Source organism: Actinoplanes palleronii (assembly GCF_016862315.1).
Lineage (GTDB): Bacteria > Actinomycetota > Actinomycetes > Mycobacteriales > Micromonosporaceae > Actinoplanes > Actinoplanes palleronii.
Genome location: NZ_BOMS01000033.1, coordinates 1 through 16,778, shown reverse-complemented (window position 1 = coordinate 16,778; position 16,778 = coordinate 1). Strand labels below are relative to the sequence as shown.

The window sequence follows — 16,778 nt, the reverse complement described above, 5'->3', positions numbered from 1 at the left end:
GGGCACGGCGCGAGACAGGGACGGCGGGGCGGGCACGGCGTGAGACAGGGACGGCGGGCTGGGGCCGTGACCGGGGAGCGGACGTGAAACCGCCGGGTAGGACGGAGCTGGGATCCGGCCCACCCGGCGGTGGTCTGTGCGGGCGTCAGCCCTTGACCGCGCCGACGATCACACCCTTGGTGAAGTGGCGCTGCACGAACGGGTAGACGATCAGCGCCGGGATCAGGGTGATCACCACGACCGCCATCTTGATCGCGAGGTTGGGCGGGGCGACGTAGCCGAGGCCCGGGATGTGCACGACAGCGCCGGAGCCGACGTTCGTCGGTGCCTGGCCGGCCAGGATGAACTGCTGGAGGATCCGCTGCACCGGCTGCAGGTCGTTGCGGTCGAGGTAGAGCACGGCGTTGAAGAACGAGTTCCAGTAGCCGACCGCGTAGAACAGCCCGACGACGGCGGTCACCGCGCGGGACAGCGGCAGCACGATCTGGAACAGGATGCGCCACTCGCCGGCGCCGTCGATCCGGGCGCTGTCCAGCAGCTCGGACGGGATCGACATGAAGAACGCCCGCAGCACCACCAGGTTGAACGCGCTCACCGCGGTCGGCACGATCAGCGACAGCAGGTTGTCCTTCAGCCCCAGCCCGGTGACCACCAGGTACGTCGGGATCATGCCGGGGTAGATCAGGAAGGTGAGCAGGAAGTAGAACAGGATCGGGCGGTGCAGCAGCGTCCCGGTACGGGACAGCCCGTACGCCGCGAGCACCGTCACGCTCAGGCTCAGCGCCGTGCCGACCACCGTCACGAACGTGCTGACCAGGATCGCGTCGGTGACCTGGCCACCGGAGAAGATCGCCACGTACGCGGAGGGGTTGAACTCACGCGGCAGGAAGACGTAGCCACCCGCGTTGTTGATGGTGTCCGCGGAGGACAGGCTGGTGACCACCACGACCCAGAGCGGCACCACCACGACCAGGACGACGAGGGTGAGGATCGCGCCCTTGCCGATCTGACCGGCGAGGGTGGGCTTCTCCTCCCAGACCGGGCGCAGACTCGGGCGCCGGGGCTTGAGGGTTTCCGCAGCGGTAGTCATGACTTCGAGTAGATCCCTTGCTCGCCGAGCTTGTGGGCCACCTTGTTGGCCCCGAGGATGAGCAGCAGCCCGATCAATGCCTTGAACAGGCCCGCCGCGGCGCCGACACCCCATTGCTGGACACCGATGCCCTGGTAGTAGACGTACGTGTCGAGCACTTCGGCGGCGTCCCGCCCGACCGCCTCGCGTTGCAGGTAGAACTGCTCGAAGCCGACGTTGAGCGCGTCACCGAGGCGCAGGATCAGCAGCAGTACGATCACCGGCCGCAGACCGGGCAGGGTGATGTGCCACATCCGCCGCCACCGTCCGGCGCCGTCGGCGGCGGCCGCCTCGTAGAGGCTCGGGTCGACAGCGGCCAGCGCGGCCAGGAAAACGATCATGCCCCAGCCGGCGTCCTTCCAGATCGCCTGCGACGTGATCAGCAGCATGAAGGTGTCCGGGTTGGTCATCACGTCCGGCGCGGTCATCCCAGCCTCGCGCAGGGTCTGCGCGATCAGGCCGGAGCCGCCGAGCATCATCTGGAACAGCGAGACGACGAGCACCCAGCTGAAGAAGTGCGGCAGGTAGACGACGCTCTGCACGAACGACCGGAGCCGCGGCGACAGGATGCTGTTCAGCAGCATGGCCAGCAGGATCGGGATCGGGAAGTAGAAGACCAGCTGGAACGCGGTGATCGCCAGGGTGTTGCGGACCGAGTCCCAGAACGCCGTGGTCTCGAACAGGTACTGGAAGTTGCCGAAGCCGATCCACTCGCTGGACAGGAACGCCTGCAGCGGCGAGTCACCGGCGAACGGGTTGTAGTCCTGAAACGCGATGACGTTGCCGAGCGCCGGCAGGTAGTGGAACACCGCCAGCAGCAGCATCGCCGGGACGCACATGAGCATCAGCGGCCAGTCCCGGCGCAGGCGCGCGCCGAAGGACATGGTCTTCACGGTGTGCACGGCGGGGGCCGGCGCCGTGACGGCGCCGGCCTCCTCCACGATCGGCGAGGAACTCATCGGCCGTTGTCAGCCAGAACCTTGGCGTAGAACTCGCGGGCCGCGTCGCCGCCACCCTTGCGCCACTCGTCGACCACCTTGGGCAGGTCGCTGACCGGACGCCGGCCGCGCTGGATGTCGGTGATCTTGTCGTCGGTGGGCTGCTGGATCGCCGCCTGCTGGGTCGGCACCTCGACCTTGATGCCTTCCCAGGGGTTCTTCTCCAGGTACTGGGTGGCGTCGTTGCCCCAGGTCACCAGGTCCTTGGCGTAGTTCGGGATGTCCGGCCCGCCGAGCACGACGGGCGGCCGGCCGCCGAGGAAGATGAACTGGTTGGCGAACTCCTTGGAGTACAGATCGTTGGTGACCGGCGCCCCGTTGGCGTCCCGCTTGAAGTGCACGCCCTCCTGGCCGAAGTTCTGCAGCTCGTACTCCTTGGTGCCGATCGGCGCCGCGGTGTAGTTGAGCACGCGCAGCAGCTCCTCGACGCGGGCCTGGCCGACGCCCTTCTTGATGAAGGTCCACATGATCGACGGGGTGCCGCCCCAGCGCACCGGCGGCTTGCCCGCGTCCGCGCCGAAGACCTTCACGGCCTGCATGTTGAAGGCCGGCACGGTCTTGACGATGTCCCGCTGGACCTCTTTCCAGCCGCCGACACCGTCCGCGAACATGAAGATCTTGCCGCCCTTGAACAGCGTCTTCACGTCACCGCCCTTGGTGCTGGCCAGCTCGGGGTGGATCAGCTTCTCCTTGTAGATCCGCGCCATGAACTCGACGGCCCGCGCGTACTCCGGGGTCTCGTACCGGTGGAAGACCTTGCCGTCGGCGCCCTTGGCCCAGCCGTTCTGCGATCCGGTGTTGCCGCAGATCTGCAGCACCTCCTGGAAGATGTCGCCGAAGGCCCACTCGCCCTTGGCCTCGTTCGTCATCTTCTTGCCGAACTCGTAGATCGCGTCGAGGCTGGTCGGTGCGGCGACGCCGCGCTGGTCGAGGACGTCCTGACGGGCGAAGAGCGCTGTCGGGTACGGCGAGTCGGTCGGGAACGGGACGCCCATCAGCTTGCCGCCCCAGACCGAGTCCTTCCAGGCCGCGGTGTCCAGCCCGGCCAGCAGCGGGTAGGCGTTCACCTTGTCACCGGCCAGGTACGGCGTCAGGTCCTCGAACAGCACGTGCACGCCGTCGTTGAACCGCGCCAGCTTGTTGATCTCCCAGCCCGGGATGCAGAGCAGCTCCGGCACGTCCCGGGCGCCCAGCATCGCGTTCAGCTTGTCGCCGTACGTGTTGCCGTCCTGGATGCTGAACGTGATCGTCCCGCCCAGGTCGGCGGAGACCGCCTCGACGAACTTGTTCGAACTCGGCGGCACCGGGCCCCACCACGGCGTGGTCGCGGTGACCGGCTTGCCGCTGGTGATCGCCTTCTCGGTGATCCCGTCGACCAGGTTGGTCGGGTACTTCGTGTAGCCGTCGGCCATCGGGCGGATGCCCTTGATGTCCGGCTGCACGAGGGTGGATTCCTTGAACGTCGGCACGACGCCGGCGGCCTGCTCGGCGTTGGTGGCGGAGCCGGTCGAACCGGGCTTCTTGCTGCAGCCGAAAGCCAGGGACGTTGCGCCGAGGCCGGCCAAGCCCAGGAAATTACGCCTGCTCGTAGACGCGCCCACGGCGCACCTGCCTTCCTATCTGACTGGATTCCCTCTTGGGATTAGTTTGTCTAGGCTCTAAACTAAGTGCATCGAAGACAAGCTAACTGACGCGGCGCTACCCGACAAGACACAGTTGGGAGCGCACCCACGATGTGGTGCGGCAAGATGACCACCAGAGATGGCCGGGCGAGAGCGGAGCTTGACGTGACCACCACACGGGCCGAACCTCAGCCTGCCGACTTCGCCGACGTGCGCACCACGAACCTCGCGGTGGTGCTGCGACACCTTCGGACACACGGCCCCAGTTCCCGGGCCGCGATCGCGGCGACCACCGGACTGACCAAGGCCACCGTCTCCAGCCTGGCCGGTGACCTGATCGGGCACCGGCTGCTGCGCGAGACCGGCCTGAGCGGCAACCGGATCGGCCGGCCGGCCACCGTGCTGGCACTGGACGGCACGGCGTACGCGTCGATCGGCATCCAGGTCGCCGACGGCCAGCTCAGCGCGCTGGCCCTGGACTACTCGGGCGAGCGCCTGCTGCTCTGGCACCGGGCTCTGGACGGCCGCCGGGAGACCAGCGAGATCGTCGCGCTGGCCCAGCGCGCCGCGTCCCGGGTACGTCAGCAGGGCCGGCACCTGCTGGGCCTGACCATCGCCGCTTCGCCTCCCCGCGAGGAGTTGCGTTCCGCGGTGGCCGGGTCGTTGCGGCAGAAGGACCTGGTCATCACGGTGGCTCAGCACGCGGCCCTGGCCGCGGTCGCCGAGCACCGGCACGGCGGACACCTGGCCGCCGACCTGGCTTACGTGTCAGGTGCGACCAGCTTGGAAGCCGGGCTGATCCTGGAGGGGCGACTGCTGCGCGGCGGCCCGCTCGGCCGGTTCACCCTCGGCCCGCCCGGCACGCCCACCCTCCAGGACCACGCCGGGATAGAGCCGCTGATCCGGCGCGCTCTGCCCGATTTTGATCCTGAGGCGCTTGCCGATCCCGGCCCGGCCGTCGAGCAGGTGGCGATCCGGGCGCGGGCCGGCGACGCCGTCGCGACGAAGGCCCTCGAGCACACCGCCGGCTATCTGGGTCAGGGCCTGGCCGTGCTGACGAACCTGGTCAGCCCGGAAGTGATCGTGCTCGGCGACCACTACGCGACGCTGGCCGAGTGGCTGATCCCCGGCGCCGAGCGGTTCACCACCGCGCGCCTGACAGCATCCACATTGGGCCTGCATGCGGCCGCTCTGGGTGGCGCGGTGTCCCATCTTGATCATGTCGACACCGGACGGATCCCCCGACCCGTTGACTAGTTCATCGATGTAACGATCGATGACCAAACATGCCTGCTGCACCTTGACCTAGCCGTGACAAGGGTGCAAGCCTCATGGAACTCCGTCCGAAACATTCGCGAAACCACTCGCGTGGATTTCTTCGCCCGACTGTCGAAGCGCTTCGACGAGTCCCCGCCAAGCGCTGCGGCAGCCGGGCACGGCCCCGAAGGAACACGTTGTGATGACCGAATCCCCCTCTCGCGTCGTCTTTCGCGACCCGCGGCAGAAACTCGCCACGCGCGTCTCCGACCTGCTCGACCGGCTCAGCCTGCCGGAGAAGATCGCCCTGCTGCATCAGCACCAGGCGCCCGTGCCGGCCCTCGACATGGCCGGCTTCCGGACCGGCACCGAGGCCCTGCACGGCGTCGCCTGGCTGGGCACCGCCACCACCTTCCCCCAGGTGGTCGGCCTGGCCAGCAGCTGGGACCCGGACCTGATCCGCCGGGTCGGCGCGGCGGTCGGCGACGAGGTCCGCGCCATGCACCACGCCGACCCGGCGAAGGTCGGGCTCAACGTGTGGGCGCCGGTGGTGAACCTGCTGCGCGACCCGCGCTGGGGGCGCAACGAGGAGGGCTGGTCCGAGGACCCGTCGCTGACCGGGGAGCTGAGCACGGCGTACGCGAACGGCCTGCGCGGCGACCACCCGCAGTGGCTGCGCACCGCGCCCACGCTGAAGCACTTCCTGGCCTACAACAACGAGACCGACCGCTGCCTGACCTCCAGCACCCTGCCGCCGCGGGTGCTGCACGAGTACGAACTGCCGGCGTTCCGCCCGGCCATCGCGTCCGGCGCCGCGGTCGCCGTGATGGCCTCGTACAACCTGATCAACGGGCGGCCCACACACGTCAGTCCGCTGATCAACGAGGTGCTGCGCGGCTGGGCGCCCGCCTCGTCGGGTGAGCTGATGGTCGTCGGCGACGCCATGGCCGTGCACAACATCGCCGGTGACCAGGACTGGGAGGACGACCACGTGGCCGGGTTCGCGGCCGCGCTGCGGGCCGGCGTCGACTGCGTGACCGAGGACGGCGACGACCCCGCGCCGACCATCGCCCGGTTCACCTCGGCGCTGGACCGCGGGCTGATCACCGAGTCCGACGTGGACGCCGCGGTGCGCCACATCCTGTCGGTGCGGATCCGGCTCGGCGAGTTCAACCCCGACGAGGACCCGTGGCGGGCGACCGGGCCCGAGGTGATCGACTGCGCGGCGCACCGGGACCTCGCCCGGGAGGCCGCCCGCTCCTCGATCGTGCTGCTCGGCAATGACGGCATCCTGCCCCTGGACCCGGCCACGACGAGCCGGATCGCGGTGATCGGGCCACTCGGCGACGCGGTCTTCGAGGACTGGTACAGCGGCACCCCGCCGTACCGGAGATCCCTGCGCGCCGCCCTCGGGACCGCCCTGTTCCACGAGGGGGTGGACCGGGTGCTGTTGCGCGGCGCCGGCGGCACGCTCACGACCGAGGGCGGCTTCCTGCAGATCAAAACCGTTTCCGGTACGCCCACGGCCGCGCTTTTCGACGTCCTCGACTGGGGACAGGAAACGATCTCGCTGCGTGCCGTGGACAACGGGCTGTGCGTCGGCTTCGACGGCGACCGGTTGCCGAACGACCAGCCCGGCCCGAACGGCTGGGAGGTCAAGGAGACGTTCACGTTCGTACCGGCCGGTGACGGGACCGCGCTGCGCCACGTGCAGACCGCGCGATTCCTGCTGGCCGGCCCGGACGGGGTGGTCCGCCCCACCGCCGAGCGGCTCGAGGACGCCACCGTGTTCACCGTCGACGTGCTGATCGACGGGGTGGCGGCGGCCGCCGAGCTGGCCGCGTCGGCCGATCTCGTGGTGCTGGCACTGGGCAACCACCCGATGGTCTGCGGGCGCGAGACGATCGACCGCCGGGATCTGGACCTGCCGGGCACCCAGGACGCGCTGCTGCGGGCCGTGCGGGCCGCCAATCCGCGCACGGTGCTCGTGTTGACGAGCAGTTATCCGTACGCCATCGGTTGGGCCAAGGACCACCTGCCGGCCGTGCTGTGGTCCGCGCACCTGGGCCAGGAGCACGGCGCGGCCTTGGCCGACGTGCTCCTCGGCGCCGAGCCGGCGGGCCGGCTCACCCAGACCTGGTACACCGACGACAGCGAGCTGCCGGACCTGCTCGACTACGACATCATCGCCACCGACGCGACCTACCTCTACTACCGCGGCACCCCGCTCTTCCCGTTCGGCCACGGCCTGAGCTACACCCGGTTCCGCTACGACGACCTGCGGCTCAGCGCGGACACTGCCGACGCCGACGGCCTCGTCACGGTCAGCGTCGACGTGGTCAACACCGGCGACCGCTCCGGCGACGAGGTGGTCCAGCTCTACACCCGCCAGCAGCGCTCCCGGGTCAAGCAGCCCCTGCGCCGGCTGCGCGCCCACCAGCGGGTCCGGCTCGCCCCCGGCGAACGCACTCGCGTCTCGTTCTCCCTCAACGTCGCCGACCTGGCGTTCTGGGACGTCACCCGGTCCCGCTGGGTGATCGAGAAGGCCGCGCACACCATCGCCGTGGGCAGCTCCAGCACCGACCTGCGCCAGACCGCGACGCTCCGCGTCCGCGGCGAGGAGATCCCGCCCCGCACGGCCCGCTCCGGCTTGCGATCGATCGACAATGACGCGTACGCCGGAACGACCCACGTCGCGGTCACCGACGAGCCGGGCGAGGCGCTGCGCAGCGTGGTCGCCGACGCCTGGGCCGCCTTCCACGACGTGGACCTGAACGGCGGCCTGCAGCAGGTGTCCGTGCTGGGAAGCGGCGGCGGCCCGCTCACCCTGCGCCTGTCCGACCCGCTCTCCGGACCGGTTCTGGCCACTCTGCCCGCCACCGCCGGAGCCACCGCCACGATCGGCCCGGTCAGCGGTGTCCACGACCTCTTCCTCGTCTTCGAGGACCCGGACACCACCGTCACCACCCTCAGCTTCACCTGACCGCCCGCCACTGAAATCACCGGCTGGCGCTCCCGGGCCTCGAGGCAGCCCTCAGCGCCAGCCGCAGCCTCTATATTGCGGCCATGAACAGCTCCACCGGGAAGTCCCGCGCCCTGATCGGCACCGTAGTCGTCGCGGTGCTCTCCGCGGGCGCCTGGTTCGCCTGGCTGGGATGGGACACCGAGTACCAGACGGACCCGGCGACCGGGGTGACCAGTGGTCCGTACGAGGCGTGGCAGGTGGCCGGCTGCGCGCTGACGTTGCTGGTGGTCTTCGTCGGCGCGCTGCTGGCCCGGGTGCCCGCCCTGCTCGCCTCGCTCGCCCTGACCTTGGCGTTCACCGCGGTCTGGACCGCGCAGGCCGCCGCCGAGGACAGCACCGGCATGTACGGCGTCGGCACCATCATGCTGCTTCTCGGCCTCGGCACCGCAACCCTCGTCGTCACCGCCCTGGCCACCGCCATCCGCCACCCGCACTAACCACTGCGTGTGAAGTTGGGGCGCGCTCCGCACCAAAACTCCCCACACAAGACGCGACCAGACACTGCGTGGGGAGTTGGGGCGCGCTCCGCACCGAAAGTCCCCACACAAGGCGCGACCAGACACTGCGTGGGGAGTTTGGGTGCGCTCCGCACCGAAAGTCCCCACGCAAGGTGTGTGCGGGCCCAGCCGTGGCGTTCCGCCGGCCCCGGCGAAACGTCACGGCTGGGGGCTCAGGCGGTGCCGGTGACCGTGCTCCCGGCGCGGGTCACCTGGTAGGTCACGGTGGCGCCGCTCCAGAAGATGAACGTCAGGGTGACCGGGGCGGCGTCGGTGACCTCGGCGAAGAAGTCCGCGGTCAGGGCGATCGTGCCGGCGGTGTAGTCCGGCGCGAAGGAGCGGTCGTACTCCTTGTAGGCGGTCCAGTTCTGCGGGCCGGCGTACGACCCGTCGGCGTACGTGGCGGTCATCGTGGCCAGCCGGTCACCGTTGAAAGCGGTCGGGACGGTGAACCCGGTCGTCGTCCCGGTGCTGTCAGAAACGGTCGGGGTGTCGTAGCTGAGCACGTCGAGGCGCCACGGCACACCCCGGTCGAAACGGAGCGAAAGGGTGCTCTTCACCCCGTACGATCGATCTTTGAGCAGTCGCTTCAGCAACCCGGAGCGGAGCGTGAGTTGATCGCCGGACCTGGTGTAGTCGCTGCCGCGCCGCAGCGCGGTGCGGCCCTGGTAGAGGCCGGTGAAACCGGTGCCGTTGAGGTTCAGCGTGATCGTCTTGTCGGCGATCGGCGCGGAGCGGGCGGTGAACAGCAGGTCGCTCTCGGCGGTGCCGGACCGCGTGCGCCAACTCGACCGAATCTGGTCATACAGTGCGGGGTCGCGCCAGGTCAGCGCGGAGCGGTCGAGGTGCTGGCCGTTGTCCCAGAGCATCGTGGTGACCTGATTGACCCGGGCCTGCTGTCCGAACAGCTCGAAGAACTTGAGTTTCTCGCCCTGCTCGATGGTGCCGGTGCTGCGGTCGAAGCCGAGCAGGCCGTACTCCCCGATGATCACCGGGATGCCCCGGGCGACGAACGTGTCGCGCACCCGCTGGAACGTCCCGAGCATCTCCTGCTGCGCGGTGGCGTCGAAGCGGTAGCCGCCGGCGATGTTCACGCTGAACGGCCAGTAGCCGTAGTAGTGCACGGTGGCGATCAGAAACGGGTCGTGCAGCGCGGTGACGGTGCCGGCGAGCTGGTCCAGGTACACCTGGTCGGCCGAGGTGTGCAGAGTGGGCAGCACCAGCAGACGGGTGGCGTTGCGGCCGCCGGAATCGCGGACGATCCGGTGGAAGGACGTGGTGAGCTCGGCCAGCAGGGCCGCGTCGTCACCGCCGGCGGCGAACTGCGGCTCGTTGACGCTCTCCAGGACCAGCCGGGGTGAGGCGTCCCGGAAGGCGGCTGCGACCTGCGTCCAGATCGCGGTGTACTCGGCCAGCACGGCGTCGTGCGCGGCCGGCATGTTGTTGATCCACTGCCACGAGTCGTGATGCACGTTGATCATCACGTAGAGACCCTCGTCCAGCGCCCAGCCCGCCACCTCCTGGAGCCGGGCGAGCGCCGCGGGGTCGATGGTGAAGTCCGGTGCGGCGCCGAGGTGCTGGCTCCAGGTGACCGGGATCCGGATGCTGCGGAAGCCCTGGTCACGGACGCCGGCCAGCAGCTCCCGGGTGACCCGCGGGTTGCCCCAGGAGGTCTCGTCGGCGCCGGTGGCGTCAAACGTGTTGCCCAGGTTCCAGCCGGGCTGCATCGCGGCCACCGCGGCCGTCGCGGTCTTCGGCGCGGCCTGCGCGCCGCTGGGCTGCAGCAGACCCAAACCCATGATGAGTACGGCGAGCAGGCTTCGAAATCTACCGGGCATGACGCTCCTCAAACGACGTGGCCTCGGCAGATTATGTTTTGAGCCTGAACTATGTCAATCGGCGGACATGGATGCGGACCATCCGGCGGGCGGGGGGACATACGCCGCACGGGATGGCCCGCGGTGTCCGGCCGCGTCGCTCCCGTCCCGCCCTCGAAGCGGTCCCGCCATATCGCAGATAGGCGAATCCTCCGCGTTCAGCGCACGGAGTCCAGTACTCGGTGCATTCCGCAAAAAGGCCGACTCGCGGAATACTGAACCTTTCCCGGAACCAATTCCTCGGGGCTCGAGCGGGTTCGATACGGCTTGTCACCTGCCACTTTGCAACTTGCACACGATTTCCCTAAGGCACCCTCCTTTCTGGAAAGTGGCACACCAATTTCCTCGGCACGCATTGTCCCGAGACGATTGCTGTACGTACTCTGTTGGTCAACCATCATCGATCAACTTAAGTACGATGAAACGGGCGGCTACACGGGGCCCGTGGGGGAGCAGCCATGCTTGTCAAGATCGTCGACCAGATCCCTGATGAGATGCAGAAGGCCGCGTGGGATCTCTACCAAGGCGCCTTCGAGGACCTGCGGGCACTGGCCGTACAACGACACCTGATGTACCGGTCCGAGTTCGACGAGGTCATGAACGACCCGAGGATCGACAAGTACCTGTGTCTCGACGACGGTGGCCGGCTCTGCGGGCTGTCCACCTTCACCAATGATCTTCCTGCTGTGCCGCTGATCGCCCCGGAGTACTTCGAGCGCCGATGGCCGGATCTCTATCTCCAGAACAAGATCTGGTATGTCGGCTTCACCGCGGTCGGCACGGACGCCCGGGACACCCGGGCATTCGCGGAACTGGTCGAGGCCATGCACCGCACGGCCTACGACCGGAACGGGATGATCGCTATCGACTACTGCCGCTTCAACGACGACGAGCGCAATTTCGGCAAGGTCGTCAGGTTGATGCTGCGCCGGTTGTCCGGTGGCCCCATCCGTTCCGAGTGCATGGACCAGCAGTCGTTCTGGATCTACGAATTCCCGACGGCGGCCGCCGCTTAGGAGTTCAGGCCATAGGCGCCCGCCACATCGCCCACAGCGGCGGGCCGTCGGGAAGCTGGATGACGGACCGGACCTGGTATCCGTGCCGGAGGTAGAGATCGCGATTACGCGGATCGTTCGCCTCCAGATAGGACGGGAGCCCGGCCCGGTCCAGCCGGGCGTGATGACGGCCGAGCAGTGCGCTGCCGATCCCCTCGTTCTGCCGGGTCGGCCGGACCGCCAGGAAGGCCAGATAGTGGTGCGGCTCCAGCGGATGCTCCGCCTCGAGCGCCGCGTCGAGCTGCTGCACCCGGTCGAACGCCGTTTCGGTGATCTCCTTGACCCGGCGCTCGTAGTCGATCGGCGGCGGGATCATCGCGGTCAGCGGGAACCAGAGCGCCACTCCGCACATCCGGCCGTCGTCGGCGTCCGCCGTGCTGTACACCTCCCCGTACTGGAGGGCGTACTCCACGAAGATCTCGAAGTAGCGGGGCGACGTGCGCCGGCGCATCACCGGGTCCGGGTTCAGCCAGCGGGCGACCGGCCCGTCCCACATCGCCTCGGCCACGAGTTCAGTGATCTCCTCGGTGTCGAACGGCGACACGTGCCGGATCACGAGTTCCTGGATGGCGTACGTCATCGGGTCAGTCCCTACTACTTGTCGGCGCCGGATAGTGGCTCTGGAACGCCATCGCGTGCGAGTGCGGCAGGGGCGGCTCGAGATACTCCGGAACCGCCCGGTTGTCCACGCCCCGCCCGATGGCCGCGTACACGTCCGGCCGGGAGTAGCGCACGATCGCCGCCCAGAGGATGCCGAGCAGGGCGAGCACGCCGTATCCCGCCGAGAACGCCCAGTTGAAGATGGAGTCGTCCGCCAGCCCGAGGATGTCGCCGAGGCCCACCACGGTGGCGAACAGGATCACGCTGAGCAGGAAGAACGCGGTGATCGGGGCTACCTTGCTGCGCCACATGTTCTCCCGGTGCGGGTGCCGCAGGAAGAACGCGATCACCGCGGCCGAGGTGGCCCACATCAGGATGAGCACGCCCAGGCCACCGACCGAGGTGAGGTAACCGAACAGCTGGACCAGCGGGTCCGCCCCGGCCGCCCAGTAGCCCAGGATCACCGCGAGCGAGAGCACGCTCTGGGTGATCGAGCCGACCACCGGAGCGCCGGTCCGCGGGTGGGTGTAACCCCAGCGGCTGGGCAGGATCCGTTCCCGGCCGAGCGCGAACTGGTAGCGGGAGACCGCCGCGTGGAAGGCCAGCAGGGCGGCGAAAATACTGGTCATGAAGAGCAGATAGCCCATCGTGATCATGATGTCCGGCACGTGCGGGCCGACCAGGCTGAAGACCAGGTTCGTCTCCTGGGTCCGGGCGTCGGCCACGATCCGTCCGGCACCCGCGCCGACCGACATGGCCCAGGCGGACAGCGCGCACATCAGGCCGGCCAGCAGCACCGCGAGGTGGGTGGCCCGGGTGATGGTCTTCTTCGGGTCCTTCGCCTCCTCGGAGAGCACCACCGTCGCCTCGAACCCGGTGAACCCGCCGATCGCCAGCACCATCATCGCGACGACTTCGGGGGTCAGCAGCTGGTTCGGGTTGAGCGTGGCGACGCTGATCGAGCCGTCGCCCGGGTTGGCCACCATGACCAGGTCGTAGACCAGGACCACGGCGATCTCGGCGACCAGCAGGACGCCGAGCACCTTCCCGCTCAGGTCCACCCAGAGCATGCCCATGATCGCAACGAACACCCAGGCGACCAGGGCACATGCCACCCAGGAGGCGTTCAGCCCGACCGCACCGAGCACGTCCGAGGACACCACGCCGAACAGTCCGAAGAGCCCGGCCTGCATCGTCGAGTACGCGCCGAGAGCCACCAGCGCCCCGGCGATGCCCAGTTCCCGGCCCAGCCCATGACTGATGTAGGAGTAGAACGCGCCGGAGTTCACGATGTGCCGGCTCATCGCCACGAACCCGACCGTGAAGATCGACAGGATCGCGGCGACCACTATGTACACCAGCGGCAGCGCGGTGTTGCCGACCACCGCGTAGATGGTCGAGATGGCACCGATGATCACTGTCAGCGGCGCCGCGCCGGCCACCCCGAAGAACACCACCGACGAGACGCCGAGCCGGTTGCTGGCCAGGGTCTGGCTGATGATGTCGCCAGGTCCCCCGGACGACGACGGCCGGCTGTGCAGCTCGGTGAGCATCGTCCCGGCCCAGCGGTCGACGTTGTCGCGGCGGCGCTGATGGCGCCCGCGGCTCACCGGCGGCCGACCGTCAGCGCCGACCCGACCAGGGACTCGGTGGCCTCGACGAGCTCGCGGAGATCATTGGGAAGGGAGCTGATCATGCTCGGCAGCGCGTGGTAGATGTGCGGGTACATCTCGAAGCCGTACATGACGTGCCGGGTGAGCCCGGTGGCGACCACGACGCCGATCAGCATCCGGTCGGCGGCACTGAGGTCCATCCCGCGGACCAGCATGTTGGCGATCCGGGTGGAGGCCCAGGCCGCGGCGTTGCGCTGGCGGGCGGTGTTCGGCATGTAGAGCGTCTGTGCGCCGCCGAGCATCCGGCGCCGGGTGACCGCCTCGACGGCACCGACGCGGATCAACCGCTCGGCGACCCGGAGGGCCGAATCCTGCGCCAGGAATGACAGCCAGGTGCGGACGTCCCGGTGCTGCGACTGCGCACAAAGAAGATCAAGAATGTCGTGGGCGAGGGCGTCTCGTGGCGGGCGCTGATCGATGATGAATAGGTCGCCCTCGGCGATGCCGATGCGCCCTTCCAGCACTAACTCCGAGAGTAATGCGGCGGCCAACCCGAGGCCGGTCGCACGGGGATGTAGCCTGGACCGCCCGGTGCGGTCCTCGTGTGCGATCAGGTAGTACTGGTCAGCCAACACTTGCGCCACGCCCCTTAGACGCCAGTTCCAATGATCAATTCGCCTATGTAGCAAAGAAGACAGAACTCGATGTCCTCGGCATCATGTCCCCTACAGCAAGGTCAATGCAAGAAGTACTAGACTTCTTATTCAGGCCCCGCTGCCCACCACCGCCTCATTGATCATCAATTGTCGATCATGAATGGTGGGTACCCGGATCGTGAGGAACGCTCGTAATATCAACTTCCTAGGGACCGTTAGGGAGTCACAGGTGTCCGATATTGAGGGTCCGACACTGCGCCGCCGGCGACTCGGGGCGGAGCTCAAGCGGTGCCGTGAGACGGCACGTTTGACCCAGCAAGAGGTGTCCAAGCATTTCGAGTGGCACTCCGCGAAGGTCACTCGGATCGAGACCGCACGGGTCGCCGTCACTCCACGCGATGTCCGAGATCTACTAACCCTCTACCGAGTCGAGGACACCGAGTACCGGGACGCCCTCGTCGAGCTCGCCCGGATGTCCCGGGAGCGGACCTGGTGGACCGACTACCGCGACATCATGCGGCCGGGGAACTTCGTCGGGCTGGAGGCGGCCGCCACGTCGATGCGGTCCTGGGAGCCGATCATCATTCCCGGCCTGCTGCAGACCGAGGCGTACATGCGGGCACTGATCAGTACCGGTCGATCGAACGATCCGCCACAGCACATCGATCGGCGGATCTCACTGCGACTGACCCGGCAGAGCCGGCTGAGCGGCGAGCGCCCGCTGGAGCTGGTCGCGGTCGTCGACGAGGCGACGGTCCGGCGCATGGTCGGCGGCACGGACGTGATGAAAGCCCAGCTCGAGCATTTGATTGAAATAGCTAAATTGCCAAATGTATCGCTGCAGATCATGCCGTTCGACGCCGGTGAACATCCGTTTCTCGGCGGCTCCGCTACCCTTTTGGAGTTTCGGGATACCACTCTTTTGGATGTTGTCTACCTCGAAGGACTTGCGGGAGACTACTACGAGGAGCAGCCACCTGAGGTTGCTCGCTACAAGCAGGAGTTCGAGCGATTGAGCACGAGGGCGCTCGACCATCGCACCACCATCAAGATGATCGAGGGCCTGCTCACCGCTTAGCGGCTCCCGAAGTATTTCTCATACTGGAGGGAGGTGCACGAGTTGCTCGCGCACCAGCTCAACGGTGCCGTCTGGAAAAAAGGCAGTCGCAGTAACGGCAACGGCGGTAACAACTGCGTCGAGGTCGCATTCCTCGATGATGGAATCGCCGTCCGTGACAGCAAGAACCAGACGGGCCCAGCTCTCATGTTCACGTCGGCGGAGTGGACCGCCTTCGTGGACTCTGCCAAGGACGGCGAGTTCGATATCGCTTCGTGAGCCTACCGAGGGGTTTGCACCGACGGAAGGGCTCAACTGAACTTCTTCGGTGCATGATCTGAGGAAAGCCTTCGAGGGAAGCCGCAGCACCCGTGGGGTGTTGCGGCTTTCTGTATGGTCACTTCCAGTCAAGATCAATGACCATTGACATAGAAGAATGCCGATGCGAGGGTACGTGCACCGTTGAACGATCGGTGACGATCCCCGCCCACTCGGCCGTGGGTCCGTCGCCTGACTGAAGGGACGACCCCCGCATGCGCCTTCGTCGCGCAGTCGCCGTCGTGGCCGCCGCCATCGCAGCCACCACCGCCGTTCTGGCCGGACCCACCCCCGCGCAGGCGGCCACCGGCCTGGCCTCCACCATCACTCTGAGCAACTGCTCCGCGTCACTGGTTCGCTACCCCACCTCGGTCAGCACCGACCAGGCCATGATGCTCACGAACGGACACTGTTACGAGGGCGGGCTGATCCCGGCCGGCACCGTCCTGCAGAACCGCACAAGCACCCGTTCGGGCACCCTGCTCAGCAGCAGCGGCAGCTCGCTCGGCACGGTCCGCGCCGACCGCATCCTGTACGCCACGATGACCGGCACCGACGTCACGCTGTACCGGCTGACGAGCACCTTCGCGACCCTGACCAGCCGCTACGGCGCGACCGCGCTGACCATCTCGGCCACCCGCCCGACGGCCGGCATCAGCATCAGCATCCCGTCCAGCTACTGGAAGCGGATCTGGTCCTGCAAGATCGACAGCTTCGTGCCGACGCTCCGCGAGGCCACCTGGACCTGGCGTGACTCGATCCGGTACGACACCGCCTGCGACACCATCCACGGCACCTCGGGCTCCCCGATCGTGAGCACCACCAGCGGCCAGATCGTCGGCATCAACAACACCGGCAACGACGACGGCGAGATGTGCACGCTCAACAACCCGTGTGAGGTCGCCGCGGACGGGACCACGAAGGTCTACCAGGGGCAGAGCTACGGCGAGCAGACGTACTGGTTCACCACCTGCCTGACCAGCACCCGCACCATCGACCTGACCATCTCCGGCTGCCTGCTGACCAAGCCGTAGGCGCCGGGCCCGCGTCCGGCCGGAGGTCCCCCGGCCGGAC

Annotated in this window: 14 protein-coding genes; 7 read left to right on the top strand and 7 right to left on the bottom strand. The window is 67.9% G+C overall.

Annotation, left to right across the window (positions count from 1 at the left end):
* Positions 1–145: 145 nt before the first annotated feature.
* From Apa02nite_RS12285 to Apa02nite_RS12275, 3 genes are read right to left on the bottom strand one after another with little or no spacing between them, the layout of a single operon-like run.
* On the bottom strand, positions 146–1,090 hold the full coding sequence (locus Apa02nite_RS12285) for a carbohydrate ABC transporter permease (protein WP_203825159.1): 945 nt from the start codon (positions 1,088–1,090) through the stop codon (positions 146–148).
* The gene (locus tag Apa02nite_RS12280) at positions 1,087–2,088 is read right to left on the bottom strand and encodes an ABC transporter permease (protein ID WP_067705165.1); all 1,002 of its coding nucleotides are present in this window, start codon (positions 2,086–2,088) and stop codon (positions 1,087–1,089) included. The genes Apa02nite_RS12285 and Apa02nite_RS12280 overlap by 4 nt, the downstream gene beginning before the upstream one ends.
* Positions 2,085–3,692 (bottom strand): extracellular solute-binding protein, encoded by a 1,608-nt coding sequence (locus Apa02nite_RS12275; protein ID WP_203825158.1) that lies wholly within the window; start codon positions 3,690–3,692, stop codon positions 2,085–2,087. The genes Apa02nite_RS12280 and Apa02nite_RS12275 overlap by 4 nt, the downstream gene beginning before the upstream one ends.
* A 222-nt stretch (positions 3,693–3,914) precedes the next feature.
* On the opposite strand from Apa02nite_RS12275, the gene Apa02nite_RS12270 reads away from it, so the two are divergent.
* From Apa02nite_RS12270 to Apa02nite_RS12260, 3 genes are all read left to right on the top strand, one after another.
* Positions 3,915–5,006: an ROK family transcriptional regulator gene (locus Apa02nite_RS12270; protein WP_203825157.1), complete on the top strand. Its 1,092-nt coding sequence runs from the start codon at positions 3,915–3,917 to the stop codon at positions 5,004–5,006.
* A gap of 202 nt (positions 5,007–5,208) precedes the next feature.
* Positions 5,209–7,989: a glycoside hydrolase family 3 protein gene (locus Apa02nite_RS12265; protein WP_203825156.1), complete on the top strand. Its 2,781-nt coding sequence runs from the start codon at positions 5,209–5,211 to the stop codon at positions 7,987–7,989.
* An 83-nt stretch (positions 7,990–8,072) separates the two neighbouring features.
* Entirely contained in the window at positions 8,073–8,468 is a 396-nt protein-coding gene (locus Apa02nite_RS12260) for a hypothetical protein (protein WP_203825155.1), read from the top strand.
* A gap of 233 nt (positions 8,469–8,701) precedes the next feature.
* Here the strand turns inward: Apa02nite_RS12260 and Apa02nite_RS12255 are convergent, their stop codons facing one another.
* Positions 8,702–10,366: a cellulase family glycosylhydrolase gene (locus Apa02nite_RS12255; protein ID WP_203825154.1), complete on the bottom strand. Its 1,665-nt coding sequence runs from the start codon at positions 10,364–10,366 to the stop codon at positions 8,702–8,704.
* A gap of 497 nt (positions 10,367–10,863) precedes the next feature.
* Here Apa02nite_RS12255 and Apa02nite_RS12250 point away from each other — a divergent pair, with 497 nt between their 5' ends.
* Positions 10,864–11,421 (top strand): hypothetical protein, encoded by a 558-nt coding sequence (locus Apa02nite_RS12250; protein WP_203825153.1) that lies wholly within the window; start codon positions 10,864–10,866, stop codon positions 11,419–11,421.
* Positions 11,422–11,425: 4 nt separating this feature from the next.
* Here Apa02nite_RS12250 and Apa02nite_RS12245 read toward each other — a convergent pair whose 3' ends face one another.
* The 3 genes from Apa02nite_RS12245 to Apa02nite_RS12235 are packed head-to-tail and all read right to left on the bottom strand — an operon-like array spanning position 11,426 to position 14,308.
* Positions 11,426–12,040: a GNAT family N-acetyltransferase gene (locus Apa02nite_RS12245; protein WP_203825152.1), complete on the bottom strand. Its 615-nt coding sequence runs from the start codon at positions 12,038–12,040 to the stop codon at positions 11,426–11,428.
* 4 nt (positions 12,041–12,044) lie between these two features.
* Complete coding sequence (locus Apa02nite_RS12240) at positions 12,045–13,670, bottom strand: APC family permease (protein ID WP_307871961.1); 1,626 nt, start codon at positions 13,668–13,670, stop codon at positions 12,045–12,047.
* Positions 13,667–14,308, bottom strand: coding sequence for a GOLPH3/VPS74 family protein (locus Apa02nite_RS12235; RefSeq protein WP_067705180.1), 642 nt, complete (start codon positions 14,306–14,308; stop codon positions 13,667–13,669). Before Apa02nite_RS12235 ends, Apa02nite_RS12240 begins: the two co-directional genes overlap by 4 nt.
* A gap of 250 nt (positions 14,309–14,558) precedes the next feature.
* Here Apa02nite_RS12235 and Apa02nite_RS12230 point away from each other — a divergent pair, with 250 nt between their 5' ends.
* The 3 genes from Apa02nite_RS12230 to Apa02nite_RS12220 all read left to right on the top strand — a co-directional run bounded on the left by Apa02nite_RS12230 (position 14,559) and on the right by Apa02nite_RS12220 (position 16,738).
* A complete protein-coding gene (locus Apa02nite_RS12230) occupies positions 14,559–15,407 on the top strand; it encodes a helix-turn-helix domain-containing protein (RefSeq protein WP_203825151.1) in 849 nt (282 codons plus the stop codon).
* 42 nt (positions 15,408–15,449) lie between these two features.
* On the top strand, positions 15,450–15,665 hold the full coding sequence (locus tag Apa02nite_RS12225) for a DUF397 domain-containing protein (protein WP_067705176.1): 216 nt from the start codon (positions 15,450–15,452) through the stop codon (positions 15,663–15,665).
* 254 nt (positions 15,666–15,919) lie between these two features.
* On the top strand, positions 15,920–16,738 hold the full coding sequence (locus Apa02nite_RS12220; RefSeq protein ID WP_203825150.1) for a trypsin-like peptidase domain-containing protein: 819 nt from the start codon (positions 15,920–15,922) through the stop codon (positions 16,736–16,738).
* Positions 16,739–16,778: the final 40 nt, after the last annotated feature.